Raw genomic sequence first — 24,160 nt, 5'->3', positions numbered from 1 at the left:
AAACGTCAAAGAGCTACTCTTTTTAAACTCTTATTTTTTGATTGGCCTAAATTAAAAAATGTGCCATATTGCCGCCATATTTTTAAAGGACTAAAACATGAATAATTTTTGGCAAGACATCAAGAAGCCCGGAATCTCCCTAGCACCCATGGAAGATGTGACAGATACGATTTTTCGACAAATCCTTTTAGAAGTCGCTCAGCCAAAAAACCTCCAAGTCGTTTTTTCCGAATTTATTTCCACCGATGGCCTCTGCCACCCCATTGGACATGACAAAGTTGTTCACCGCCTCATTATTTCTGATGTTGAAAAAAAATTACTCAAAGAAAAAAACGTTAAAATAGTGGCTCAAGTCTGGGGCAAGAATCCCGAGAAATTTGCCGAAGCTATTTCAAAACATATTGACCCCGATATCTTTGACGGCGTTGACATCAACATGGGCTGTCCCGTACCCAAAATCGTTAAACAAGGTGGTTGTTCAGCCTTGATCAATACTCCTGACATCGCTAAAGACTTAGTCCTGGCGGCTAAGAGCGCCACGAAACTGCCCGTCAGTGTAAAAACACGAACGGGTATTAGTGAACATAAGACAGAAGAATGGATCTCTCATCTCTTAGAAGTTGAACCCGCTGCCATCACCCTGCACGGGCGTACGCAAAAACAGCAATCCGAAGGGCAAGCTAGCTGGGAAGAAATCGCAAAAGGTGCTCGCGTTCGTGACCAAATCAATCCAGACATTCCCTTTTGGGGCAATGGCGACGTGCGCTCCATTGAGCAAGCTCATCAACTTTGCGAAGAACACAAGCTTGACGGCGCCATGATTGGCCGCGGAGTTTTTCATAATCCCTGGATTTTCAACACGGATCTCTTAGGAGATAATATACCTGAGCCAGAAGAAAAAATTGCCCTACTATGGCGACATGCTTCACTCTATAGCGCTTATTGGGGACAGGACAAAAACTTCCTTACTCTTCGTAGATTCTTCAAAATCTATGCTCAAGGCTTCCCTGGCGCCAATTCCTTCCGCTCACAAATCATGGTCACCAAAAAACTTGAAGAAGTTCAGGCCTTACTCAAGAGTCTCGATCTTCACTTCGATTGAGTTTTCAAAAAATATTAATGATCGCAAAAACTCCTTTTAGAAAACTCTAAATTATTTTAATTCTAGTTGATACAGACTCATAGATTAAGATCCTAGTTTAAAATCATTCTTGATGGAAGCGATTAAATCCGTTAGTACTAAGCCCTCTCCATATTGCAAAAAAACTTTCTTAAAGTACTAAGAGGGAGAACATTTTAGAATTTAATTTTAGGAAACTCGCTATGTCTAGTTTAGCATGTGGTATTGTCGGCCTACCAAACGTCGGCAAATCAACTCTTTTTAACGCCATCACCCGCGCGGGTGCTGAAGCCGCAAATTACCCTTTTTGTACGATTGAACCCAATGTGGGCATTGTACCCGTTCCCGATACGCGTGTGGAACAACTATCTATCATCGTAAAACCCAATAAAGTCCAGTATGCAACAATTGAGTTTGTTGATATTGCGGGGCTCGTTCGCGGAGCCTCTTCAGGTGAAGGACGCGGCAATCAATTCCTTGAAAATATCCAGCATACTGATGCCATCGTGCAGGTTGTTCGCTGTTTTGACAATGATGATGTTGTCCATGTCGACGGCAAAGTTGATCCTCTTTCCGATATCGAAACTATCAACCTTGAGCTTGCTCTTGCTGATTTAGAGAAAGTGAATCGCAATATCGAACGCCTAGGCAAAAAAGTTCGCAGTGGTGATAAAGAAGCGGTAAAAACAATTGAAGTCCTCCAAAAAGTTCTTCCTGCGCTCAACGAAGGCCAAGCAATTCGTTCGGTAGATTTGAACGAAGAAGAAAAAGCTCTGATCAAGCACTACATGTTCATTACTGTAAAAGATATGATTTACTGCTGTAATGTCTCTGAAGACGACCTGCCTGAAATGAATAATGAGTACGTTCAACAAGTTCGTGATTTCGCTGCCAAAGAAAATGCTGGTGTTGTCACCATCTGTGCTCAAATTGAGCAAGAAATTGCTCAGCTCGACAAAGAAGAAGCCGCTGAATTCCTCGCCGATGTCGGACTCGAACAATCCGGTCTCGATCGCCTTATTAAAAAGAGCTATGAGACTCTCGGCTTAAGTACTTATTTAACTGCAGGGGAGATCGAAGTTCGTGCATGGACAATCCCACAAGATTGCCCAGCTCCACTCGCTGCTGCCGTAATCCATAGTGATTTCGAGAAAGGTTTTATTCGTGCTGAAGTCATTGCTTTTGAAGACGTTATTGAACACGGTGGACGCCAAGGCGCAAAAGAAGCCGGCAAAGTCCGTGTTGAAGGCAAAGAATACTTAGTGCAAGATGGCGATGTCATCCTCTTTTTGACCAACGCTAAATAAAATCAGATAGATTTCCATAGATAAGCATCACTTTAAACAAAGTGGTGCTTTTCTGTTTCTAGATATTAATTGATGATAAAAACTAATGAATTTTATTCGAAGAACTGATTTTTGTCCTAGATGCTTTCTTATTAACTATATATAATAAGCAGATATAATTCACAGGAGTGCCAATGAACATTTTTACATTTTTCGCCGCGAGTAACACTGTTACAGTCGCTATTTCAGTAATTGCTTTACTCGTCCTACTCGTTCTTGCTTTTTTTCTCTTTTCATTTTTCAACCTCTACATTCAAGCATGGTCTTCCGGAGCTTATATAAGTCCACTCAACCTGGTTATGATGAGATTAAAAAGTATCAACCCAAAACTCTTAACGCTCGCCTATATACAATCTTGCCGTGCCCAACTCGAAGGCGTAAGTGTAGATAATCTCGAAACTCACTACTTATCAGGCGGCGATGTTATCAATGTTGTCAATGCACTTATTGCAGCAAACAACGCAGGAATTAAGATCGACTTCAAAAAAGCCTGTGCTATTGACCTCGCAGGACGCGATGTTTTTGAAGCTGTTAAAATGTCAGTAATGCCCAAAGTAATTGACTGTCCAGATCCTGCTTTTGGACGCTTAACCATTGACGCTGTTGCCAAAGACGGTATCCAATTACGCGTTAAAGCACGAGTCACTGTGAAAGCTAGTATCGAAAAACTTATTGGTGGTGCTGTCGAAGACACCATCATTGCACGTGTTGGTGAAGGTATCGTAACTACTATTGGTTCTGCGATAACACACAAATTAGTTTTAGAGAACCCTGACTCAATTTCCAAAACTGTATTGAGCAAAGGCCTCGACAGCGGAACTGCCTTTGAAATTCTCTCCATTGATATTGCCGACATCGACGTTGGTGAAAATATTGGTGCCAGACTCCAAGCAGATCAGGCCGAAGCCGATAAACGCGTGGCTCAAGCACAAGCGGAAATGCGCCGTGCCGCAGCTGTAGCACTCGAGCAAGAGATGATTGCGAAAGTTCAAGAGATGCAAGCGAAAGTTGTTGACGCTGAAGCTCAAGTTCCAGTTGCGATGTCCGCAGCTATGCGTGATGGTAATCTCGGTATCCTTGACTACTACCGCCTCGAAAACCTCAAGGCCGACACCACAATGCGAGAAATGATCGCAAAAGACGACGATAGCGGCGAGTAAATCATGGATGGCATTGTTGGTCTTATTATTTTTGCAGTTATAAGCTTTGTCTATAACAAAATAACGCAAAACAAAAACGGCGAGCAAGGCCAAGCTACCGACCTTTCTGAGTGGCTTGAGGAAGTGGAGAAAACACCAGAAGTAAAGCCTCCACCACCTCCAAAAGAACTCAAACTCAAAAATAAAACCCTCACAACTGTTCCAAAAACTGAAAATATCAAAAAAAATATTAACGATGAAAATTATAGCTCTCAGCTAACAACTTTCACTCACAAGATCAAAGAAAGTCCCGACCCATACAGAACTGTTCATAATTATAGCTCACAAACATTTCAAGCAGAAGGACTTACGAAAACAAGAAACAAAAAGAGACATAGTCTCAATTACAAAAATAGAAAAACACTTCGTCAAGCGTTCATTTTAAACACTGTTCTTAGCAAAGCTAAATCCTATGAGCCTTAATAATAACATTAAAATAGCATTGACAAAAAAAAGACTTCTTTTAGATTAGCCGTCAAATTTTTCAAATCATACAAATAGCGTAAGGAATTACCCATTGAAGACCATATTCCCTAAGGGCATCGACAAGATCAAACCTGTTATTTTTTTAACAGCTGGTTTTACGATTGTCACTATTGCACTCATAGTTAACTTTTACTTCACGGACAAAAATCTCACTGTAGGTTACCGTCCAGAACAACCGATCCCCTTCTCACATAAACTTCACGCAGGTGAAATGGGTCTAGACTGTCGTTACTGCCATATTAACGTAGAGAAATCCCCTCACGCATCAGTTCCTCATTCAGACATTTGCTGGAATTGCCACAGTAAAGTCAAAACTGATAGCCCTAAACTTCAAATACTTGCAAACATCCAAAAAGATACAATCATTAAGAAACATGTGATTGATCACAAATTTGACAAGAAAGGCGCCACAGTAATTAATGAAGAAATAGAGAACCCACATAAGGGTGCTGCTATTCCGTGGATCAAAATTCACAAACTTCCTGAATATGCTTACTTCGATCACTCAGTGCATATTCGCGCTGGTGTAAGCTGCGTAGAATGCCATGGTCGTATCGATCAAATGGAAGTGGTAAAACAAGTTAATTCGCTCAGCATGGGATGGTGCTTAGATTGCCATAAAGACCATGAAAAACACATCCGTCCAGATAGCGTAAGAATTACCGATTTAGCGTGGACATGGGATGACTCTGGCCTCAACAAAGAAGATGAGCTGAAAAAAATCAAAGAAACGAAAAACCTCAACCCTCCAATTATGGGATGCAGCGCATGTCACAGATAGACTCCAATCGAGGAAAACATTACTGGCGCAGTTTAGATGAACTCGCCGAGAGCCCAGAATTCAAAGAACATTTGGAAAGAGAATTTCCAGAAGGTGCATCCGAGCTAGGATCCTTCAGTCGTCGTGGCTTTATGAAAATCATGGCCGCAAGTATGACTCTTGCTGGTGCTGGTGGACTTACTAGCTGCAGAAGACCCGAAGAAAAAATCCTTCCTTACGCAAGCGCTCCCGAGGGTTTAATCCCTGGTAAAGCAAGATTCTATGCCACTGCTATCCCGCGTACAAGCGGATCTTTAGGTATACTTGCTAAAAGCCATGAAGGTCGCCCTACTAAAATCGACGGTCTTCCAGGGCACCCTGCGAACGGCGAAAAAACAGATAAGCATGCTCAAGCAGACCTGCTCAGCCTTTATGACCCATTCCGCCTCCAATACGTAAAGTATGTAGAGAATGGCAAAGTCCTTAACGGTGCTGACGAAGAACAGGGCATGACTCCTCTCTACAGAAAGCATATCAAGGATAGCTGGACGAAACTTGGCGAAGAACTCGCTAAACTTGACGCTAAACTTAGCAAAGGCGAAAGCATTGCCATCCTCTCCCCTGCAGTTACTTCTAAAAGTGAAGAAGACGTTCGTGATGCCCTAAGTAAAAAATACTCTGCAGCACAATTTTTCACTTGGGAAGTTCTCAATGAAAATAACGCGACTCACGCACTTAAAGTTCTCACAGGCAAAAAAGCGAATGACTTACAAGCTAACTACAGCTTAGTAAACGCTGAAGCCATTGTTGCCGTTAACGCGGACTTCATGATGACTGGCCGTGATTCACTCAGACTCTCAAAAGAATTTGCTGATGCACGCCGTGTTGAAGTCGCTAAAGGCGATCAAGATGCCTTAGCAAAAAGCTCAATCAACCGTCTCTACTCAATCGAAGCAAACTTCTCTGTAACTGGATCAAACTCTGATCACCGTTACCGCTTAGCTGAAAGTGCGACATTTGAATTCATGATTGCATTGAGTAAAGAACTCAGTAAGCATATCAAACTCGAAGCGGCTGTAAGAAACTTCATCGAAGGCTTTGAAAGCAAGTATGACTTTGCGAAAGACGCATTGACAACTACAAAAACTTCCGCTGAATTTATCTCCTCTATTGCAAGTGATTTAGCCGCCCTTAAAAAAGCTGGCAAAAACTCAGTCATTCTAGTTGGCGATGATCAAAGTGTTGCCGTCCAGATTTTAGGCTTCCTACTCAATGATGCCCTTGGCAATAATGGTAAAACTCTAACATTTACAGAGCGCGCAGCTAAAGTAAGTGACAAATCACTTGAAGAACTCAGCACAATTATTACCGAAGGCAAGATCAAAGACCTTCTCATCCTCGGTGGCAACCCAGCTTACGATGCACCTGCTGACCTTAAATTTGCTGAAAAAATAGCGACAATTAATACGCTTCATTTAACGTCTCACTTTAACGAAACGTCTATTGCTTCTAAAGTAGCTATTCCAAAAGCTCACTTCCTAGAATACTGGGGTGACACACGCTCAGCTAACGGCTCTGACAACATTATTCAGCCACTCATTGCTCCTCTTTTTGGCGCCGTAAGTGATGCTGAACTTCTTGCTCAACTCATTCAGAGTAAAAAGCAAAAAGGTATTGAATTAGTCAAGGCCACTTACTCACTCGAAGGAGATGCATGGGAAAAAGCTGTACACGGTAGCCTACTTCCTAATACCGCCTACAAGACAACAAGTGTTTCACTGGATGCCTCTAAAGCAATTGCCAACTTAGAAGCTGTCGAAGTATACAAAAGTGGTTTTGAATTAGTTTTTAAAGCTGATTACAGCCTTCTTGATGGTAGCTACAATAACAATGGCTGGATGCAGGAATTCCCTGACCCGATCACTAAACTCACTTGGGATAACGCGGCACTACTCAGTTTCAAAACTGCCAATGACCTCGGCGTACAAAACGGTGATTACCTCAACGTTAATGGCGAAAAAATCCCAGCTTGGATTGTTCCTGGTATTGCTGATAAAACTGCAGTTGTTAGCCTTGGCTACGGTAGAACCACTACTGGACCTGTAGGAACTGGCGCTGGCTTCAATGCTTATAAACTAAGAAATGCCAATTCTCTTACTTGGACAAAAGCTGACATCACAAAAGCTTCTGGCACTTACGAATTAGCTTCCACTCAGGATCACTGGGCAATGGAAGGTCGTGATTTAGTTAAAGATGATAACATCACCGATTTCAAAAAGAACATTGCTATCTTTGATAACCAATTTGATCCTAACGGCGAATCAATTATTCCTGACCGCCCAGAATGGAACAAAGAAGGCTCTTATCAATGGGCCATGGTCGTCGACCTCAATGCTTGTAATGGTTGCGGTACTTGTACAATTTCATGCCAAGCTGAAAATAATATTTCAGTTGTCGGTAAAGAACGCGTCCTTAAAGGTCGTGAGATGCATTGGATCCGTATGGACCGTTACTTTTTCAGTGGCTATGACACTGCAAAAGGCGCATTTATGCCTGATCAACTCAGAAGTGATTACGATGACAAAGATTTACAGGTTGAGGGTGCTTACCATCAACCAATTCCTTGTATGCATTGCGAAAAAGCTCCTTGCGAACTCGTTTGCCCAGTAGCTGCTACTGTCCACAATGAGGAAGGCTTGAACGACATGGCTTATAACCGTTGTATTGGCACTCGTTACTGCGGTAATAACTGTCCATACAAAGTAAGACGTTTCAATTTCTTCCAATACCAAGAAAATTTCAAAGACAAGCGCTATGAAGTACAGAAAATGGTTCATAACCCTAACGTGACAGTTCGTTCACGCGGTGTAATGGAAAAATGTACTTACTGTGTTCAACGTATCAACGAAGCAAAAATTGATGCTAAAGTTGAACTCGGTGGCAGACTTGAAACTGATTCATTCACGGCCGCTTGTGCGCAATCTTGCCCTACTGATGCAATTACTTTTGGTGATCAAAATGATCCAAAATCAAAAGTATCCAAAATGCAGAATGAGACAAGAAACTACGTTCTCCTCCCCGAGCTTAATGCACGTCCTCGTACGAGCTTCCTCGGTAGACTTAAAAATAGAAATTCTGAACTAGGATAATCAGGTTTAATTATGATTGATATGACTCTAAATCCTAACGCTGATAATCCTGCCCAAAGAACTCCACTCGTTCAGGGTGGCATGGATTTCAAAGATGTATCACATGCAGTTTGTGATATCTCTGAGCGTAAAACGCCAAAAATTTGGTTCCTATGCCTACTCGCATCACTCAGTTGCCTTGGCTTACTCAAAACCGCTATCATTTATCTCATCTGGGAAGGCACTGGTATTTGGGGACTCAATAACCCAACATACTGGGGCTGGGCAATTGTAAACTTTGTATTCTGGGTTGGCATTGGCCATGCGGGTACACTTATTTCCGCAATTCTTTTCCTTCTCCGTCAAGATTGGAGAACGGGGGTGAACCGATTCGCAGAAGCCATGACCTTAATGGCCGTCGCTTGTGCGGGGGTTTTTCCTGGCATTCACATTGGTCGTGTTTGGTGTGCTTACTGGCTCTTTCCAGTTCCCAACCAAATGACTCTGTGGCCTAACTTCCACTCACCCTTACTTTGGGATGTATTTGCTGTATCAACTTATGCGACAGTATCACTCCTCTTCTGGTACGTAGGACTTATTCCAGATGTAGCGACAATGCGTGACCGCGCTAAAACTAAGTATCGTAAAATCGCTTACGGCGTTTTAGCACTAGGTTGGACAGGTGCTAATAAGCATTGGCAGCGTTATGAAAAAGCTTATGCAATTCTTGCGGCACTCGCAACTCCACTTGTACTTTCTGTACACACAATCGTATCATTTGACTTTACAGTCTCAAATCTTCCTGGCTGGCACACGACGATCTTCCCTCCTTACTTTGTAGCGGGCGCAGTATTCTCCGGTTTTGCCATGGTTATTACACTTATGACTGTTGTACGACATATCTATAAGCTCGAAAACATCATCACCATTCGCCACCTTGAGAACATGTGTAAAATCATTCTTCTTACGGGTACGCTTGTTGGTTATGCATACGCCATCGAATTCTTCATTGCTTGGTACTCAGGCGTAGAATACGAATCATATGCATTCATCAACCGTGCTTTCGGTCAATATGGCTGGGCCTACTTTATCATGATTGGCTGTAACGTTATTTCACCGCAGTTCTTCTGGTTCAAGTGGTGCCGTACAAATGTTATTTTCATGTTCGTCATCTCAATCTTTGTTAATATTGGTATGTGGTTCGAACGTTTCGTGATTACCATGACTCTTAGTAATGACTTCTTACCATCAAGCTGGGATTACTACGCACCTACAATCTGGGACATCAGTACTTTTGTCGGTAGCTTCGGTTTATTCTTCACTTTACTCTTATTGTTCCTCCGCTTCTTACCAATTGTTGCCATCTCTGAGGTTAAGAATTGTATCCCGGAAGCTGATCCACATCACGGAGACCACCACTAATGTCTACTCAAGAAAAAGAATGGGGCTTGATTACAGAATTCACGAGCTCCAAAGACATCTTCCACGCAGCTGAAAAGCTTCGTGATGAAGGTTTCAAAAAATTCGAATGTTATACACCTTTCCCTATTCATGGCATGGATGATGCTATGGGACTCAAGCCCACTAAACTTCCTTGGTTAATCCTCGTCTGTGGTTTAACTGGTTTAGCGACTGCAACTGGCTTACAGATTATCACAAATGCTGATCTCTACCCAATGATCATCGGTGGTAAACCCAATGGTGTTGGCAGTCTCGTTGCCTTCATACCAGTTATGTTTGAGCTCTCTATCCTCTTCTCTGCTTTCGGAGCAGTATTTGGCATGATCGGCATTAACGGATTACCCAAACTTTATAACCCAGTTTTCAAACACGAAGCTTTCAAAAAAGTAACTGATGATGGTTTCTTTGTTGTAGTCAGTGTTGATGACCCTAAGTATAACACTCAAAAAACGACTGAATTTTTAGAGAAAATCGGAGGCAAAGATGTCACTGTCATCAATGATTAAGCCATTAACTATTAGCTTAAGTCTCGGTGCTTTATTTTTCGCTTCCTGTAAACCAGGTGCGGAATCAGCAAAGCCACCGATTCATCCAAATCCAAATATGGATACGCAAGAAAAATACCGTGCTCTTTCAGAAAGTCCTTTCTTTGAAGATGGTCGTACAATGCGTCCAATTGTAGAAGAAACTGTTCCTTATGGCAAAGACGGCAAGCTCGTACAAGATCCTGAACTTCGCGATGGTAAAACAGACAGTGGCGAATTTGTAAAAACTGCTCCTGATTTCAAAAGCCTTGGCTGGACAAAATCTTACGCAGAATACTTACAACGCGGTCAGCAACGTTACGATATCTACTGTACGCCTTGTCACGGTTCTACTGGTGATGGCGTTGGCATGGTAGCGAAACGTGGTTTCCTTGGCGTGGCTAACTTACTCCTTGCTGATTACGTGAATATGCCAGATGGACTTATTTACTCCTCTATCAAACACGGTAGCCGAAGTAAAATCATGCTCCCTTATGCAGTACAAATTCCTAATCTATCAGATCGCTGGGCGATTGTTGAATACGTTCGTGTTCTTCAAAAAGCAGCCGCAACTGAAGAATATAAATCATTAAGTTCCAAAGAGGCCAAATAATGGGTCACGGTAAAAACTTTGACGAAAAAACAGTAGTTGCTCCTGGTGCTAAATGGAACAAAGCTATTGCTATCTTTGCTGTTTCTGGTTTTGCGCTTATCGCAATAGCCTGCTTCACGCAGCCGAACAAAGCTCAGTTCATGCATTCTTACCTTACTAGCTTCATGCTTTTCTTAGCTATTACTTTGGGTGCACTTGGCTTCACTATGATTAACCATATCACTCGCGCAGGCTGGTCAGTAACGGTTCGCCGTGTTCAAGAAGGTTTCATGAAGAATATTTGGCTCATGGCCCTCCTCTTCATTCCTATTCTTATCTTCGCTGACCAAATCTACTCTTGGGGCGACCATCGCGATGCTGAAACTCTTAAAAAAGAGCTCATGCTTGATACTTATCACTTTACTGATGCTCACGGCGATCACGCTGAAGAAAGTCATAGTGACCACGGCCACTCTGAAAAAGCTATTGATGACCATAGCGAAGTTAGAGAAGTTGCGCCCGCAAAACCTGCTATGGGCGGACATCCTGCAAAGAATCGTGTTAAGAGAGCTGCTACAATTGCTGAATCTCAAGATGCGGCAGAAGCAATTCATGTAGAAGGCGAAGAAGAAGAGGAAGCTCATAGTACTCATGATGCTCATGCCCATGATGATCATGCTGTAGGCGGTCGTTTTGACCTAGCTCACGGCCGTCACCGCGCTCACCTCGAACATTCTTTACATGTTAAACATTCCTACTTAAATGTGAGTGCTTTCACAAAGCGTGCATGTGTTTATTTTGCCATTTGGATTGCCTTAGCATTCTTCATGTTCAAAAAATCTACCGGCCAAGATGCTGATGGCAATCCACAAACTACTATCCTCATGGGCAAAATGTCTGCTCCTGGTTTAATGCTTTTCGGCCTTTCCCTCACATTTGCTTCTTTTGACTGGATGATGAGCTTAGACTACGCATGGTTCTCTACCATCTACGGTGTTATTTACTTTTCTGGGGCAATCATGACTACGCATGCCGCTACTGTTATCGCTATACGTGTTCTTCAGGCTAAAGGCTACCTTCAAGGTGCTGTTGACCAAGAACACTACCATGATCTGGGTAAACTTATGTGGGCTTTCATGATTTTCTGGACCTACACATCACTTTCACAATTTTTGATCATCTGGTATGCAGATCTTCCAGAAGAAACTATATGGTTCCTCAACCGTTTCAAAGAAGGCTGGTTACCGGTTACTTATGCAGTGGTTTTTGGTCACTTCCTCATTCCTTTTGCTTTTTTCATGTCACGTCACATGAAGCGCAATAGGAACATCTGTACTTTCTTCGCTGTATGGTTGATCCTAGCTGAATTTGTTTATCTCTACTGGCAAGTTATGCCGACCGTAACATTCCCTATCACCACACCTTTCAGTCCCAGCATTGCTGATGCGCTGATTTTACTTGGTATGGCGGGTCTTTACGTTGCCGCGTTCCTCATCAATCTTAAGAACCAGAACTTGATTCCTATTCGCGATCCACGCCTCAAAGAATCACTAAACTTTGTTAATCTATAGGGGTCATTATGAGTCACGAAAGCAAATACCCACTTAAAAATGAAGTAGATGAACCGGCTATTAATGCCGTCTACGTCATTCTTATCGCTACAGCTGCTTTACTCGCAGTATCAATCATCGGTCTTCGTTCTTACGAGAGCATGATGGCTGAAAAGAATCGTAGCGTAAGAGAGCTCGCACCTACAACTGAGTTAAACGAAATGCGTGATGCGAATGCCCCAAAAAAGGCGATCATCAACAAAGTTCTCGCAGAACAAGGTAAAACTAAGTAATGAAGAAATTCTTCTACATCCTTTTCCTTAGTCTTTTTGCACTCAGTATTAGTGCCGAAATTAATGGTCCTCAGGTTGGCGTATCAACAAACGTTGATAAAGATCCTGAGTCACTTAAGGGAGTCAATGTGGAAGAAAACTTTGGTGCCCACTTAAACCTCGACCTCATTATCACTAATGAAGAAGGTGAAAAAGTAGCATTGAAGTCATACTTCAAAAAAGGCCGCCCCGTAGTGATCAACATGGTTTATTACTCCTGCGGTGGAACCTGCAATGCTTTAATGAATGGCACTTTCATGGTTCTTAATGAACTAGAATGGAAACCAGGTGAACACTTTGAAATGCTCAATATTTCTTTTGAACCCAAAGAAAATCATCTCTTAGCAAAAGCTAGTAAAGAAAACTACCTTAAGCAATTTGATATGAAGGGTGATGGCATCCACTTCCTCACAACTACGAGAGAAGTTGCAGATGAGATCACCAATACTTTGGGTTTTAGATATAAATGGGTTCCTAGTAAAGAAAACCCTGAACAAGGAGATTACTCCCACCCTTCAGTTAGTCATATCTTAACTGAAGATGGAAAAATCTCTCGTTACCTATATGGGATTTCTTTTCCTGCTCGTGATTATAAGTTTGCAATTACAGAAGCTGGCGAAGGCAAAATTGGTTCTTTTGCTGAGCGAGTACTTGTTTTTTGCTTTCAGTATGATAAAGAACGGGGAAAATATGTTAGAAACGCCATGCGAGTTATGAGTCTTGGTGGATTATTAACGCTCATCATTTTAGTCACCTTCTTGGGTGTACTATGGAAATCAGAATTTTTTAAGAAAAATACACAAACGGAAAAACTATGAAATTAGATAATATATTCAGATACTCTGAAGCAGCCTCTGCTCACGCAAAGGAAGTGGATAGTGTCGGATCACTGATCAACTGGCTATCAGTTGTCTTTTTCGTCCTCATCATCGGATTGATGCTTTACTTCATGATCCGCTATCGTCGACGCAGCGAAAACGAAAAGACCCCACACATTACACACAACCTCCTTCTAGAGATTGCTTGGTCTGTGATTCCACTCGCTATTATTTTAGTATTTTTCGTACGTGGCTATAAAACTTTCATCAATGTTATGCAGCCAGCTCCCTACGCACAATCAGAGGATATCTATGTTACTGGTAGCATGTGGAACTGGAAGTTTGAATTTGATAACGGCGGTTCTGTATCGTCTATATCTTCAGTAGCACTAAGTCCTCTCAAAATTGCTAAAGCTGAACGTAAAAATTTGCAAAAGAAGGATGCTTTAACAGATGTAGAGTCCAAGAACCTTACTAAGCTTAATGAGCTCATTGTAAAACTTGAGAACGACCCAAAAGTGAATAATCTTAGTTACTACAGCAAAAACGCCGAAAATTTCACAAAAGATGGTTTGCCTTTTATCAGCCCTAAGATATTAACCGTACCTGTTGATACGCCTATCCGTTTGGTAGTCACTTCAAAAGATGTTCTTCACTCATTCGCTATCCCTGCAATGCGCGTCAAGCGCGATGCGGTTCCTGGCCAAAAACGTGAATTTATGTTTACTCCCATTAAAGAAGGTGTTTATTACTATACTTGTAATGAGATGTGTGGTACTGATCACGCTTTCATGATCGGCTGGATGAACGTCGTCTCAAAAGAAGAGTATGCCAAATTCAAAGAAGCTATCACTCCTATTGAGGGCGGAACTCCTGCTGAACAAGGTGAACGTTTCTGGGCCAAAAATTGTATGGCTTGTCATGCCGTTAAGCCAAATGCTCCGAAAGGCATTGGTCCTAACTGGTATGGTCTCTGGGGCAAGGAACGTACTTTTACAGATGGTTCAAAAGCCATGGCAGACCATCAGTACATATCGGAAGCTATAAATGATCCTGCTAAAAAGATCGTTCAGGGTTACGCCGCGATGCCTGCTCAAGGCACTTTCAAAGATAGAGACATCAAAAATCTCATCGAATTTATTAAAACATTATCAGACAAGCCTTCAGAACCTTCTGAAGAAGCTGAGAAATAGGAGTCTATAATGAGTACAACTACACAACAAAACGACGTCAATTTTTACAACTGTAAAAAAGGCTTTATGTCTTGGGCTTATACCCTAGATCACAAACGTATCGGCATTATGTACCTCGTAGCATCTTGCGTAGCACTTTTTGCTGGCGGTGCTTTCGCCCTTATGATTCGTGCACAACTCGCTACCCCAGGTGGCATGTTGCCAATGACTCCTGAATACAAAGACACTTACAACATGTGGTTCACTCTGCATGGTGTAATCATGGTATTCTTATTCATTATCCCTGCTATTCCTGCCGCTATTGGTAACTTTATCCTTCCACTCATGGTAGGCGCTAAGGATGTAGCCTTCCCGAGAATGAATCTTGCGAGTTTCTATCTTTATGTAATCGGGGCATCTATTGCGCTCTACGGTATTGTTGGTGGCGAAACTCCACTTACAACTGGATGGACTTTCTATCTGCCCTATTCGAAAGAAACGGCGGGCGCAGTAATCACCATGACCTTTGCTGCCTTTGTTTTAGGTTTCTCCTCAATCTTCACAGGTATTAACTTTATTGTAACGATTCACAAGTTGCGTGCTCCAGGAATGAGCTGGTACAAAATGCCACTTCTCCTATGGGCCCTCTATGCGACTTCCATCTTACAGGTTCTTGCTACTCCAGTTCTTGGTATCACACTAATGCTTCTCATTGCAGAAAGAACTCTCCAAGTTGGTATTTTTGATCCTGCACTTGGTGGTGACCCCGTACTCTTCCAGCATTTCTTTTGGTTCTACTCTCACCCTGCTGTATATATCATGATCCTTCCTGGCATGGGTATCATCTCAGAAGTCATCTCCTGCTTCTCACGCAAAGTTATCTTTGGTTATAAAGCTATTGCTAACTCATCTATCGCGATTGCGGTTATCTCATTCTTAGTATGGGGTCACCACATGTTCCTTTCAGGTCAATCAGTATACGCTGGTTTAGTTTTCTCTTTCTTAACTTTCCTCGTAGCGATTCCTTCCGCGATTAAAGTATTTAACTGGGTTGCCACTCTCCATAGAGCTTCCATTACTTTCGAAGCTCCTATGTGTTATGCGCTTTCATTCCTTTTCCTCTTCACCATTGGTGGATTAACAGGGTTACCACTTGCTACACTTTCTACTGATATCGTTCTTCACGATACTTATTATGTTGTAGCTCACTTCCACTACGTAATGTTTGGTGGTACGGTAATTGCCTTCTTCGCTGGCCTTCACTTTTACTGGCCAAAAATGGTTGGGAAAATGTATAACGAAACTGTAGCTAAGATTGCTTGCCTTATTGTTTTCATTGGCTTCAACGTAACTTTCTTCTCTCAATTCTTCCTCGGTTACACGGGCATGCCACGTCGTTACTTCACTTATGATTCAAGCAATGAACTCTGGAGCCAAATGCACGGCTTTAGTTCTATTGGTGCTTTTATCCTAGGTTTCGGTGTACTTATACTTTTCAGTAATCTTCTCGCTTCACTCTTCAGTGATCGTAAGGCTCCAAACAATCCTTGGGGCGCTACTACAATGGACTGGGAAACTCAGTCTCCACCTATCCTTGAAAACTTCTCTGAGGATGTTCCCGTAATGAAAAAAGCTCCCTACGAGTACGATTAATAAAGGACTATAAGATGAGCTCTAAAGTAGATACAAGTAAATTTATCCCGCGTTTCGTTTCGCATCACTTTTCTAACGCGGATCAGGAATTCGACTCATGCAAACTAGGCATGTGGTTATTTCTTCTCACGGAATTTATGCTCTTTGGCGGTATTTTTGTTGCCTATGTAGTGTTCCGTACTTGGTACCCAGAAACTTTTGAAAGTGGTGCTGAAAAGCTCGACTGGAAAATGGGTGCCGTTAATACAGTTATTCTAATTACGTCTTCTGTTACAATGGCTGTTGCCATCAGAGATGTTCAACTCAATAAAAAAGGTAGAGCCTTGGCACTAATGCTCATCACCGTTTTATGTGGCATGGGTTTCTTAGTCGTTAAATACTTTGAATACCATCATAAGTTTGAACTCGGGATTTTCCCTGGTGGATTTTTCTCCTTTATGGGAGATCACATGAGTAATGAGCATCTTTACTTTAGTATTTACTTCATGGCCACAGCGACTCACGTCCTTCACGTTATTCTCGGCCTCATTGCTATTCTTTGGGTTTCCTGGAGAACCGCTAAAGGTGAATTCTACGAAGCTTACTACACTCCAGTTGAAATGGTTGGCCTCTACTGGCATTTAGTCGACCTTATCTGGATCTTCCTCTTCCCATTACTTTACCTCACTAAATAAGGATACGAATCATGAGCGACCATCACGGACCTGAAAGTGACCACAAGCCTCACGTACTTCCTATGATTATGTACGTAGCTGTAGGTTCTGCACTATTTGGACTTACTGCACTCACAATATGGACGGCAAAGTTCATGCCGGAAGTAATCTACCATTTTACCAAGATGCAAATCACACCGACTATTGCGATTATCATTGCCTTGGCAATTGCTTTTACCAAAGCAGCACTAGTTTGCGGATTCTTCATGCATTTACACTACGACAAGCCCCTCAATAGAGCGGTTTTCATGTCTGGTATTTTCTTCTTATCACTTTTCTTCCTCTTTACTTTGGCAGATACTTTGACTCGTGATGACAAGGTTTATCTTCGAGAGGGTATGCCTGAGCGCTTTAAGTCCTTAACTGAAATACCTCATAAGCCCTACTTTGTACCCGCTTCTACTGGCTATGATATCCACGGTCATTCTCTTGAGCATGCTACGGATCATCCTGTAGCAGATACGGCTGATGAGAAAGTTCCTGAAGTTGATAAATCTGAAGAAAAGGCCCCCGAGGCCAAACACTAGATTCTATAGTGAGCGACAATCTTACAGATAAAGCAGGGGAGCAATCGCTCCCCTCTTCTGCTTATAAGCGTGGTACAGGCTTAAAATTAATCTTTGCACTCATCGCAATTTCTGCCCTTACACCCATTATCACTATTGTGATCAATAAGTATAATCCTGCAGTTTTCTCCACTGTTCAAGCACCCACTGAGGATCAAACCTTAGTTCAAGTCACCTGGATGGATCAACCCCGTGTTGATTTACAGCACGTTTTAATTTTCCCTTTTGCTCCACCTGCAGATGAAATTAATATTACGACGGGTCATGATGTTGCCTCACCGAAAGGCTTTCTTGGCTTCTTCATTCGTCCAAGAGTAATTTATTACAACAATATTGAACTCACTCATCACCAACGCAAAGGTAAGAAATTCAAAAAGCTTATGCGCTTCTGGTTTTTATTAACTCTGAGTGATGAACGTGGTCAATATGGTAAAGCCTACCCCATCATCCCTCCCCAAGAACTCTATGAGCAATGGCAAAGTAAAGATAAGCTCGAACAAACTGAGCTATGGAAATCTTTTCTCAAACCTGAATTAGATAAATTCAGGGAGCGTGTTATCAAAGGTCATATTGACAAAGCGCGTCCAGTTAACACCTCAAAAATGTACTAAGCTTCTAGTTAGTCATCTTCTCAAAGCACTTTATAATTTGCATCTCTTAGTAAATTGAGTTAAACTCAATTGATTATTAAACGGAGTCTTTATGAAAAAAAATCACTTTACAATGACCGAACTACTTGTTGTTGTCGCCGTCATCATCATCTTATTCGGCATTGGTGTCCCTGCAGTCATCAAAGGCATGCGCCAGGGTGAACTCACTGAATGCAAAGGTAACCTCAAGCAATTATCTACTGCAGTAAGTGTCTACCTCAAAGATAATAAAAATTATTTCCCATCTGAGACAGGTGATCAATGGGTGGCAACCTCAGGTAACCCGATTTCAACCTACCTTGGCAATTCTTTTGATAATGTTAACGTTTGTCCCAGTAACCCAAGTGATGACGAATCGTATCGTGCTTCTGCCTATGACGACGGGAGTGGAGATTTCGATTTCGATTTAAATGCTACTGGTGGAACCAAGGGCTTAAAACTTTCAAAAGTTAAACGTCCTAATACCATGAGCTTATTTGTCTCTAAGGAAGTATATAATCAAAGCTCAATATCTGACCAGTGGCACGGCACAGATAATACCTTTCCTTTTGTTAATGTTGGTGGCTCAATTACATCTTTTGTATTTAGTAGTAGTGATTTGACTAACGCTAATAAATCGACTCGTTACGATTTCAAAAATGACTAATTCTTGATGCATTGATTTCTCTAGCTCCCTTAATGGGAGCTTTTTTTTGCACTGGTCACATTATTTTTGACAAAGCTGTCATTCTTCCTTTGCCGTATGCGTATGACTACTAAATAACTACAGGAGTTTAAACAGATGAAGCTAGTTCTTTCGCTATTAGTATTTTTAACAAGTTCTTTACTGGCTAATAAGCAGCCCAATATCGTACTTATTGTCGCCGACGACATGGGTCATGATGATGTTGGCTACCACGGCAATAAACGCATACTCACGCCGCATATTGATTCCATTGCCGAGCAAGGAGTCCAATTCTCTCAAGCTTATGTCAGTGCCTCTGTTTGTGGTCCTTCACGATCTGGTTTGCTTACTGGAGTTTATCAACAGCGCTTTGGCTGTGGCGAGAACCCCAATGGTGCAGGCTTCCCAGACAAAATGAAATTTCCCTTGGCGGGCTTACCTACCAGTCAATCAATGATTTCGGAAGAACTCAAAGCCCTAGGTTATACCAATGGTATGATCGGCAAATGGCACATGGGCTTTGACTTAAGTTTACGCCCAAATCAACGCGGCTACGATTTCTTCTATGGTTTCATCAATGGTTCCCATGATTATACTGAGTGGACACAAGAATTTGCTAAAAATAAATCACGCTGGCCAATATTTCGCAACGAAGAAATGGAACCCGCAAACAAAGCCGAATTTCTGGATGTTTTTAAAGATAAAGATGCAAAAGTAGTTGATAAAAACTACCTCACCGATCTCTTCACTCATGAAGCAGTAAACTTCATTGATCGCAATGCTGAAAAACCTTTCTTCCTTTATCTAGCTTACAACGCCGTTCATCACCCTTGGCAAACGACTCAGCATGCTCTTGATAAAACTAAACATCTCTCCGACGACGAAAACTACCACGTATTTGCTTCTATGGTCTACGCCATGGATGAAGGCATTGGCAAAGTCATGGATAAGCTTAAAGAAAAAGGCATTGATGATAACACCATCGTCATCTTCCTAACAGATAATGGCTCACCCCAAGGACAAGGCATTGATAGAGTCAAAAAAGACTCCACTCGTCATCGAGGTGGATTCACCATGTCATCCACTGGGATTTTTCGAGGTTATAAAGGCGATACTTATGAAGGCGGTATTCGTGTGCCTTTTTGCATAAAGTGGCCTGGGAAAATCAAAGCACAATCAAACTATGACCACCCCATATCTGCCTTAGATCTACAACCGACTTTAGTTAAAGCCGCTGGTGGCAATGATAAAAAACCACTTAAAGGCTTTGCTTACGACGGCGTCGATATCCTTCCCTTTATCCAAGGAAGTAAAGGAGACAAAGAACCACACAAAACTCTGTTTTGGCGACGTGATACTGATTACGCTATTCGCAAAGGCGACTGGAAACTTCAATGGAACGATTCCCATGGCCCTTTAACGATCACACTATTTAATATTAAAGATGATCCTGCAGAAAAGAAAAACGTAATTCGTCAGCACCCTGAACTCGCTCAACAACTACAGGACGAATTTGATGCTTGGGATAATGATCTCCCCGATAATGAATGGTGGGGTGGCCCCTGGAACCGCCTTCGTCACACGAAAGGAAAAAAAGTGGATGTCGCTAAGTTCAATCAAAATCCCCCAACAGATAGAAATTCACGACGTAAAATTCGTCAATAAATAACAATTTCATCTAGATGATCTCTCAAGCCATTGATATTAGCATCAATGGTTTTTTTTCTCTTTAAATCCCGAGCTCCAAAGAGGTTCTGCATGTGTATTTTTCCACGCATCAAGTTTTTTCATAAGCGAGCTTTTCATTTCAGGGTACTGTGACGATAGATCAATTTTTTTAGCTTATCTTTGACTAAAATTGACGGTTTCATAAACGTTTATGCCTTTAACTCAAGATTTCTTACAAATTCCGCTCTATTATACACCTTAACACATTTCATAGCTTTGTAATTGGAATTACTGTCAGCAAAATAACATTTAATAAAGAAGATATGCAAGATTTTTGGAATAATATCAACAACTGGCTTCAAGAGTATATCCTCACGATTACGATTGCTCAAATCACAGGATTATTAGTTATCTACGGGGACTTATTATCGCGTAAAGTGAGTAAAGCCCTCCGCAAACAATCCTTTTTTCTACGCCTAGGTGGATTCATTGGAATCAACGCCTTCCTCATTGGATTCCTCACCATTTTTATCGCGAAAATCATTTCCTTACTTTATTTGCGAATCCCGCAAAACTATCTCCTACTCGTATTGCTTACTGGTTTCGTCACCGTAGGAATCATTGCAGAGCGGCATAAACATATCTAAAATCATGACACTGATATTTGTAATATCTTCACTTAATTGTAAGTATATTTATTAGTCAAAAGCAAGGATTATTTTGAAAAACTTATTTACAGATTTCGATAGTATTTGGAACATGGAACTACCCGCAGTTGAAGAACCCAACAAACGTCGCGGTGGCTGGAGTGGTGTTTATATTTATGATCATGTAGACACTGACGGAAAAACCGAGAGGTTCTTTGTTAAAAGACAGGAAAACCACTACAAAAAAACTTTACTGAATCCGCTAAAAGGCCGATTAACTTTTGACTTAGAATATATAAATATCCAAAAATTTCAGGCTCGTCAAGTCCCCGTTGTGGAAGCCATTTTTTTTGAGAAACGCAAATTCAATGGGAAGGATCAAGCTATCCTTATCACCAAAAATCTCGAGGGTTATACTCCTCTCGATGATTTACTCCGTACTTCTCCAGTAAGCGAGCACGAAAGCTTACTCAAGAAAAGTGGGGAACTCATTCGTCAAATGCACGATGCCAATTTGGTTCATCGATGCTTACATCCAAAACACCTTTTCCTGAAAAAAACTTCCAACACTTATGAGGGGGCCTTTATTGATTTGGAAAAAGTTCGCGAAGCTTCCTTTAACAAGAACTCCAAACGCGATGATTTACGCCGACTACTGAAGCTCAAAGGCCTCGATCGTCAATCACTCATTACTCCCTTAGTCAAAGGCTACTTGCATGAAAATGAAAAAAGTGAGTCTCTCGAGAATTATTTAAGTCACAATCCTTAATTTATTTCCAGGCCATCATACAAGAGAAATTGAGCCAATTAGCAATAATTGCGGAGCCCGCAAAGCCCGCTTCTGCTAAGGCTCGTTGATGCCAAGCATGAGAATCGGGAATCAATACATTCTCTAGTGCTTTGCGCTTATTGGCAATTTCACTATCTGCATAACCATTAAATTGCTTATATTCGTCATAGAGATCCAACACTAAGCCATCGAGTTTTTCTGGTAAATCTGTGGCTATTTTTTCTGAAAACACAAAAACTCCACCCACAGGCAAAGCTTGTGCGATTTTCTTCAAGATCATTGGCCGTTCGGCCCTGGGAATAAACTGTAAAGTGAAATTCATAATGACAACCGAGGCATTCTCAAGATCTGCCTCTTGGGCATTCTCCTGTTTCAAAGTGAAATTTTTATAAGCCGCCACTTTATCCTTCGCTTTGGCTAACATATCTTCCGATGGATCACAACCGACTAAGCCGACATCTTTACCTTTCAAATATTTATTCACCTCAAGTAAAGTACTTGCGGTGGAACAACCCAGGTCGTATACCCGCGTCCCCTCTAAAGCTGCGGAAGCCGCAAAACGCGCACATAGACGAGTAATCTCTGGATACATAGGCACTGACCGACTAATCATATCATCAAAGACATCAGCGACTTCTTTATTGAAGCGGAAGCCACCTTTTGCTGTTGACTTTAAAAAGACTTCATCTTGCATTAATAAGTCCAGTTTGCATCAAAAACGAAAGTAGCGGATCCCGACATGTAAACTGGAGTACCACGACCTGCCCATTCAATTGTTAAGTCACCGCCTTTTAAAGCCACGACTATCGGACTATGTGTGACACCGTGAAGAATACTGGCCACTCCCACTGCACAAGCGCCGGACCCACATGCTAACGTCTCTCCAGTGCCACGTTCCCATACTCGCATTTTGACATGGTGATCATCCACCAACTGAACAAATTCAATATTTGCCCGGTTTTTGAAAATCTCATGATGCTCAAACAAAGGTCCAATTATGGATAGATCCAGTAATTCTAATTCATCTACATAAGTAACTGCATGGGGATTGCCTACAGACACACCCGTCATTGGAAATGTATACTGACCTGCTGTGATCGGTGTCCCGAAAAGTGGGTGTTCGCTATTTAAAGCTAGATCTTCAATACTCGTCGAGGGGATCGCTACCGCAATGCGCACATCGCCATTATCAAGAATTTGAGCAATGGATATACCCGTCATCGTTTCGATTTTTATTTCATCGCTAGCAACTAACTTTTCGCGTCTCGCATAAATTGCTGCACAACGAAGTGCATTTCCACACATCTCAACTTTTGAGCCATCGGCATTCAATATATCCATGCGAAAATTCGCTTCTCTCGATTCCGCTTTGCCTAAAATGATAAATTGATCTGCTCCAACAGAGAAGCGTCGTTGACACATTGTTTGAGCTAGGCTCGACAAATCACTTGGCAAGCTTTCGGTAAATGAGTTTATCACTATAAAATCATTGCCACAGCCGTGCATTTTTGTAAAAGCGAATGAATTCATCATTATTTCCTTGTTAAATTTTTTCTTATTTTCATCTAAACTTAAGCCCTATAGAGATATTTTCAAAAGCCGGAATATACTATAAAAAATTTGAAACCTAGCCACGGAGCACTTTATGCTTTTTTCTACTCTTCTCACTTATGCGGAAGCCGCACAAAACTCATCTAGCTTTAAAGAAATATTTGCCCAGGGAGGATTAGTCTTATTAGTATTAGTTGCCTTATCTGTTTTCCTTATAGCCATCGTCGCATTGCTGTTCATGACCTTACGCGAACAAGTCCTGATCCCAAATAGCTTCATAAGCGAAGCTGCCTCACTTACAGAAAAAGGTGATATGGAAGCGCTCTCGCAACTCTGCAAAAAGTCCGAAAGCCCTGCCGGCGCGATAATTGGTGCTGCCGCTGAACAAATGCACGCTGATCAGGCTTCAAGTTATGACATGATCAAAGATGCCGCCGAAAGCGAAGGCTCACACCAAATCGGAATCATCCACCACAAACTTTCCTACGTAGGTGACATTGCTAAAATTGCTCCTATGATTGGTTTACTCGGTACTGTACTCGGTATGATGCAAGCTTTCTCTGGTCTGAAACAAGATTTTGGTGCCGTAAAACCTATCGCCTTAGCCGATGGTATCGCACAAGCCATGGTAACAACAGCCGCCGGCCTCATCGTAGGTCTCATTGCCATGTTTTGTCACTCTTTACTTCGTCAACGCGCAGGGCATCTCACTGATATCCTTGAACAAAAAAGTGCTAGAGTTTTACGCCGCTTCATGAAAAAGGCTTAAA

General features: G+C 41.8%; 24 protein-coding genes. 22 read left to right on the top strand and 2 right to left on the bottom strand.

Translation table 11 applies throughout. From position 1 onward, the window contains the following. Nucleotides 1–97 precede the first annotated feature (97 nt). The 21 genes from PQO03_RS01330 (at nucleotide 98) to PQO03_RS01230 (ending at nucleotide 21,818) form a co-directional block, all read left to right on the top strand. Entirely contained in the window at nucleotides 98–1,102 is a 1,005-nt protein-coding gene (locus PQO03_RS01330; protein WP_274150674.1) for a tRNA dihydrouridine synthase, read from the top strand. Nucleotides 1,103–1,323: 221 nt separating this feature from the next. Then, the gene (gene ychF, locus PQO03_RS01325; RefSeq protein WP_274150673.1) at nucleotides 1,324–2,427 is read left to right on the top strand and encodes a redox-regulated ATPase YchF; all 1,104 of its coding nucleotides are present in this window, start codon (nucleotides 1,324–1,326) and stop codon (nucleotides 2,425–2,427) included. A 173-nt stretch (nucleotides 2,428–2,600) separates the two neighbouring features. Beyond that, the gene (floA, locus tag PQO03_RS01320; protein ID WP_274150672.1) at nucleotides 2,601–3,626 is read left to right on the top strand and encodes a flotillin-like protein FloA; all 1,026 of its coding nucleotides are present in this window, start codon (nucleotides 2,601–2,603) and stop codon (nucleotides 3,624–3,626) included. Between the two features lie 3 nt (nucleotides 3,627–3,629). Next, nucleotides 3,630–4,088 (top strand): hypothetical protein, encoded by a 459-nt coding sequence (locus PQO03_RS01315; protein WP_274150671.1) that lies wholly within the window; start codon nucleotides 3,630–3,632, stop codon nucleotides 4,086–4,088. A gap of 94 nt (nucleotides 4,089–4,182) precedes the next feature. After that, nucleotides 4,183–4,932 carry a cytochrome c3 family protein gene (locus PQO03_RS01310; RefSeq protein ID WP_274150670.1) on the top strand — a complete coding sequence of 250 codons (750 nt, stop codon included), beginning with the start codon at nucleotides 4,183–4,185 and terminating at the stop codon, nucleotides 4,930–4,932. Next, on the top strand, nucleotides 4,920–8,060 hold the full coding sequence (locus PQO03_RS01305) for a TAT-variant-translocated molybdopterin oxidoreductase (protein ID WP_274150669.1): 3,141 nt from the start codon (nucleotides 4,920–4,922) through the stop codon (nucleotides 8,058–8,060). Before PQO03_RS01310 ends, PQO03_RS01305 begins: the two co-directional genes overlap by 13 nt. Before the next feature lie 12 nt (nucleotides 8,061–8,072). Then, nucleotides 8,073–9,461, top strand: coding sequence for an NrfD/PsrC family molybdoenzyme membrane anchor subunit (gene nrfD, locus PQO03_RS01300; RefSeq protein WP_274150668.1), 1,389 nt, complete (start codon nucleotides 8,073–8,075; stop codon nucleotides 9,459–9,461). Then, nucleotides 9,461–10,006 (top strand): DUF3341 domain-containing protein, encoded by a 546-nt coding sequence (locus PQO03_RS01295; protein WP_274150667.1) that lies wholly within the window; start codon nucleotides 9,461–9,463, stop codon nucleotides 10,004–10,006. Before nrfD ends, PQO03_RS01295 begins: the two co-directional genes overlap by 1 nt. Next, nucleotides 9,984–10,637, top strand: a complete 654-nt coding sequence (locus PQO03_RS01290; RefSeq protein WP_274150666.1) for a c-type cytochrome — start codon at nucleotides 9,984–9,986, stop codon at nucleotides 10,635–10,637. The genes PQO03_RS01295 and PQO03_RS01290 overlap by 23 nt, the downstream gene beginning before the upstream one ends. Further along, nucleotides 10,637–12,187 carry a hypothetical protein gene (locus PQO03_RS01285; protein WP_274150665.1) on the top strand — a complete coding sequence of 517 codons (1,551 nt, stop codon included), beginning with the start codon at nucleotides 10,637–10,639 and terminating at the stop codon, nucleotides 12,185–12,187. Before PQO03_RS01290 ends, PQO03_RS01285 begins: the two co-directional genes overlap by 1 nt. Nucleotides 12,188–12,195: 8 nt before the next feature. Continuing rightward, entirely contained in the window at nucleotides 12,196–12,459 is a 264-nt protein-coding gene (locus PQO03_RS01280; protein WP_274150664.1) for a hypothetical protein, read from the top strand. Continuing rightward, complete coding sequence (locus PQO03_RS01275; RefSeq protein WP_274150663.1) at nucleotides 12,459–13,316, top strand: SCO family protein; 858 nt, start codon at nucleotides 12,459–12,461, stop codon at nucleotides 13,314–13,316. The genes PQO03_RS01280 and PQO03_RS01275 overlap by 1 nt, the downstream gene beginning before the upstream one ends. Further along, complete coding sequence (gene coxB / locus PQO03_RS01270; RefSeq protein WP_274150662.1) at nucleotides 13,313–14,509, top strand: cytochrome c oxidase subunit II; 1,197 nt, start codon at nucleotides 13,313–13,315, stop codon at nucleotides 14,507–14,509. Before PQO03_RS01275 ends, coxB begins: the two co-directional genes overlap by 4 nt. 9 nt (nucleotides 14,510–14,518) lie before the next feature. Next, nucleotides 14,519–16,141, top strand: a complete 1,623-nt coding sequence (locus PQO03_RS01265) for a cytochrome c oxidase subunit I (RefSeq protein WP_274150661.1) — start codon at nucleotides 14,519–14,521, stop codon at nucleotides 16,139–16,141. Nucleotides 16,142–16,155: 14 nt separating this feature from the next. Beyond that, nucleotides 16,156–16,815, top strand: coding sequence for a cytochrome c oxidase subunit 3 family protein (locus PQO03_RS01260; RefSeq protein WP_274150660.1), 660 nt, complete (start codon nucleotides 16,156–16,158; stop codon nucleotides 16,813–16,815). An 11-nt stretch (nucleotides 16,816–16,826) separates the two neighbouring features. Then, nucleotides 16,827–17,381, top strand: a complete 555-nt coding sequence (locus PQO03_RS01255; RefSeq protein ID WP_274150659.1) for a cytochrome C oxidase subunit IV family protein — start codon at nucleotides 16,827–16,829, stop codon at nucleotides 17,379–17,381. An 8-nt stretch (nucleotides 17,382–17,389) separates the two neighbouring features. Next, entirely contained in the window at nucleotides 17,390–18,031 is a 642-nt protein-coding gene (locus PQO03_RS01250) for a hypothetical protein (RefSeq protein WP_274150658.1), read from the top strand. Between the two features lie 91 nt (nucleotides 18,032–18,122). Next, nucleotides 18,123–18,716: a type II secretion system protein gene (locus tag PQO03_RS01245; RefSeq protein WP_274150657.1), complete on the top strand. Its 594-nt coding sequence runs from the start codon at nucleotides 18,123–18,125 to the stop codon at nucleotides 18,714–18,716. Between the two features lie 135 nt (nucleotides 18,717–18,851). Next, a complete protein-coding gene (locus tag PQO03_RS01240; protein WP_274150656.1) occupies nucleotides 18,852–20,399 on the top strand; it encodes a sulfatase-like hydrolase/transferase in 1,548 nt (515 codons plus the stop codon). 326 nt (nucleotides 20,400–20,725) lie between these two features. Beyond that, nucleotides 20,726–21,049 (top strand): DUF3392 family protein, encoded by a 324-nt coding sequence (locus PQO03_RS01235; RefSeq protein WP_274150655.1) that lies wholly within the window; start codon nucleotides 20,726–20,728, stop codon nucleotides 21,047–21,049. A 73-nt stretch (nucleotides 21,050–21,122) separates the two neighbouring features. After that, on the top strand, nucleotides 21,123–21,818 hold the full coding sequence (locus PQO03_RS01230; RefSeq protein WP_274150654.1) for a lipopolysaccharide kinase InaA family protein: 696 nt from the start codon (nucleotides 21,123–21,125) through the stop codon (nucleotides 21,816–21,818). A gap of 1 nt (nucleotide 21,819) precedes the next feature. Here the strand turns inward: PQO03_RS01230 and cmoA are convergent, their stop codons facing one another. Together cmoA and dapF are read right to left on the bottom strand one after the other, a co-directional pair. Then, the gene (cmoA, locus tag PQO03_RS01225) at nucleotides 21,820–22,533 is read right to left on the bottom strand and encodes a carboxy-S-adenosyl-L-methionine synthase CmoA (protein ID WP_274150653.1); all 714 of its coding nucleotides are present in this window, start codon (nucleotides 22,531–22,533) and stop codon (nucleotides 21,820–21,822) included. Further along, nucleotides 22,533–23,372: a diaminopimelate epimerase gene (gene dapF, locus PQO03_RS01220; RefSeq protein ID WP_274150652.1), complete on the bottom strand. Its 840-nt coding sequence runs from the start codon at nucleotides 23,370–23,372 to the stop codon at nucleotides 22,533–22,535. The genes cmoA and dapF overlap by 1 nt, the downstream gene beginning before the upstream one ends. Nucleotides 23,373–23,484: 112 nt before the next feature. Between dapF and PQO03_RS01215 the strand changes: the two genes are divergently transcribed. Beyond that, nucleotides 23,485–24,159, top strand: a complete 675-nt coding sequence (locus PQO03_RS01215) for a MotA/TolQ/ExbB proton channel family protein (protein WP_274150651.1) — start codon at nucleotides 23,485–23,487, stop codon at nucleotides 24,157–24,159. Nucleotide 24,160 lies beyond the last annotated feature (1 nt).

The sequence above is a fragment of the Lentisphaera profundi genome (assembly GCF_028728065.1).
GTDB classification, from domain to species: domain Bacteria; phylum Verrucomicrobiota; class Lentisphaeria; order Lentisphaerales; family Lentisphaeraceae; genus Lentisphaera; species Lentisphaera profundi.
Note: the sequence above shows the minus strand (reverse complement) of the source record. Positions and strands in the feature narration are given on the sequence as shown.

Bases quoted from the DNA above. Each gene is read 5' to 3' on its own strand.
- PQO03_RS01265 (WP_274150661.1), top strand. From the start codon at position 14,519: ATGAGTACAACTACACAACAAAACGACGTCAATTTTTACAACTGTAAA.
- PQO03_RS01255 (WP_274150659.1), top strand. From the start codon at position 16,827: ATGAGCGACCATCACGGACCTGAAAGTGACCACAAGCCTCACGTACTT.
- PQO03_RS01285 (WP_274150665.1), top strand. From the start codon at position 10,637: ATGGGTCACGGTAAAAACTTTGACGAAAAAACAGTAGTTGCTCCTGGT.
- PQO03_RS01240 (WP_274150656.1), top strand. From the start codon at position 18,852: ATGAAGCTAGTTCTTTCGCTATTAGTATTTTTAACAAGTTCTTTACTG.
- PQO03_RS01215 (WP_274150651.1), top strand. From the start codon at position 23,485: ATGCTTTTTTCTACTCTTCTCACTTATGCGGAAGCCGCACAAAACTCA.
- PQO03_RS01290 (WP_274150666.1), top strand. From the start codon at position 9,984: ATGTCACTGTCATCAATGATTAAGCCATTAACTATTAGCTTAAGTCTC.
- PQO03_RS01260 (WP_274150660.1), top strand. From the start codon at position 16,156: ATGAGCTCTAAAGTAGATACAAGTAAATTTATCCCGCGTTTCGTTTCG.
- PQO03_RS01330 (WP_274150674.1), top strand. From the start codon at position 98: ATGAATAATTTTTGGCAAGACATCAAGAAGCCCGGAATCTCCCTAGCA.
- PQO03_RS01245 (WP_274150657.1), top strand. From the start codon at position 18,123: ATGAAAAAAAATCACTTTACAATGACCGAACTACTTGTTGTTGTCGCC.
- PQO03_RS01275 (WP_274150663.1), top strand. From the start codon at position 12,459: ATGAAGAAATTCTTCTACATCCTTTTCCTTAGTCTTTTTGCACTCAGT.
- PQO03_RS01315 (WP_274150671.1), top strand. From the start codon at position 3,630: ATGGATGGCATTGTTGGTCTTATTATTTTTGCAGTTATAAGCTTTGTC.
- PQO03_RS01280 (WP_274150664.1), top strand. From the start codon at position 12,196: ATGAGTCACGAAAGCAAATACCCACTTAAAAATGAAGTAGATGAACCG.
- cmoA (WP_274150653.1), bottom strand. From the start codon at position 22,533: ATGCAAGATGAAGTCTTTTTAAAGTCAACAGCAAAAGGTGGCTTCCGC.
- nrfD (WP_274150668.1), top strand. From the start codon at position 8,073: ATGATTGATATGACTCTAAATCCTAACGCTGATAATCCTGCCCAAAGA.
- dapF (WP_274150652.1), bottom strand. From the start codon at position 23,372: ATGATGAATTCATTCGCTTTTACAAAAATGCACGGCTGTGGCAATGAT.
- floA (WP_274150672.1), top strand. From the start codon at position 2,601: ATGAACATTTTTACATTTTTCGCCGCGAGTAACACTGTTACAGTCGCT.
- PQO03_RS01305 (WP_274150669.1), top strand. From the start codon at position 4,920: ATGTCACAGATAGACTCCAATCGAGGAAAACATTACTGGCGCAGTTTA.
- ychF (WP_274150673.1), top strand. From the start codon at position 1,324: ATGTCTAGTTTAGCATGTGGTATTGTCGGCCTACCAAACGTCGGCAAA.
- PQO03_RS01235 (WP_274150655.1), top strand. From the start codon at position 20,726: ATGCAAGATTTTTGGAATAATATCAACAACTGGCTTCAAGAGTATATC.
- PQO03_RS01295 (WP_274150667.1), top strand. From the start codon at position 9,461: ATGTCTACTCAAGAAAAAGAATGGGGCTTGATTACAGAATTCACGAGC.
- coxB (WP_274150662.1), top strand. From the start codon at position 13,313: ATGAAATTAGATAATATATTCAGATACTCTGAAGCAGCCTCTGCTCAC.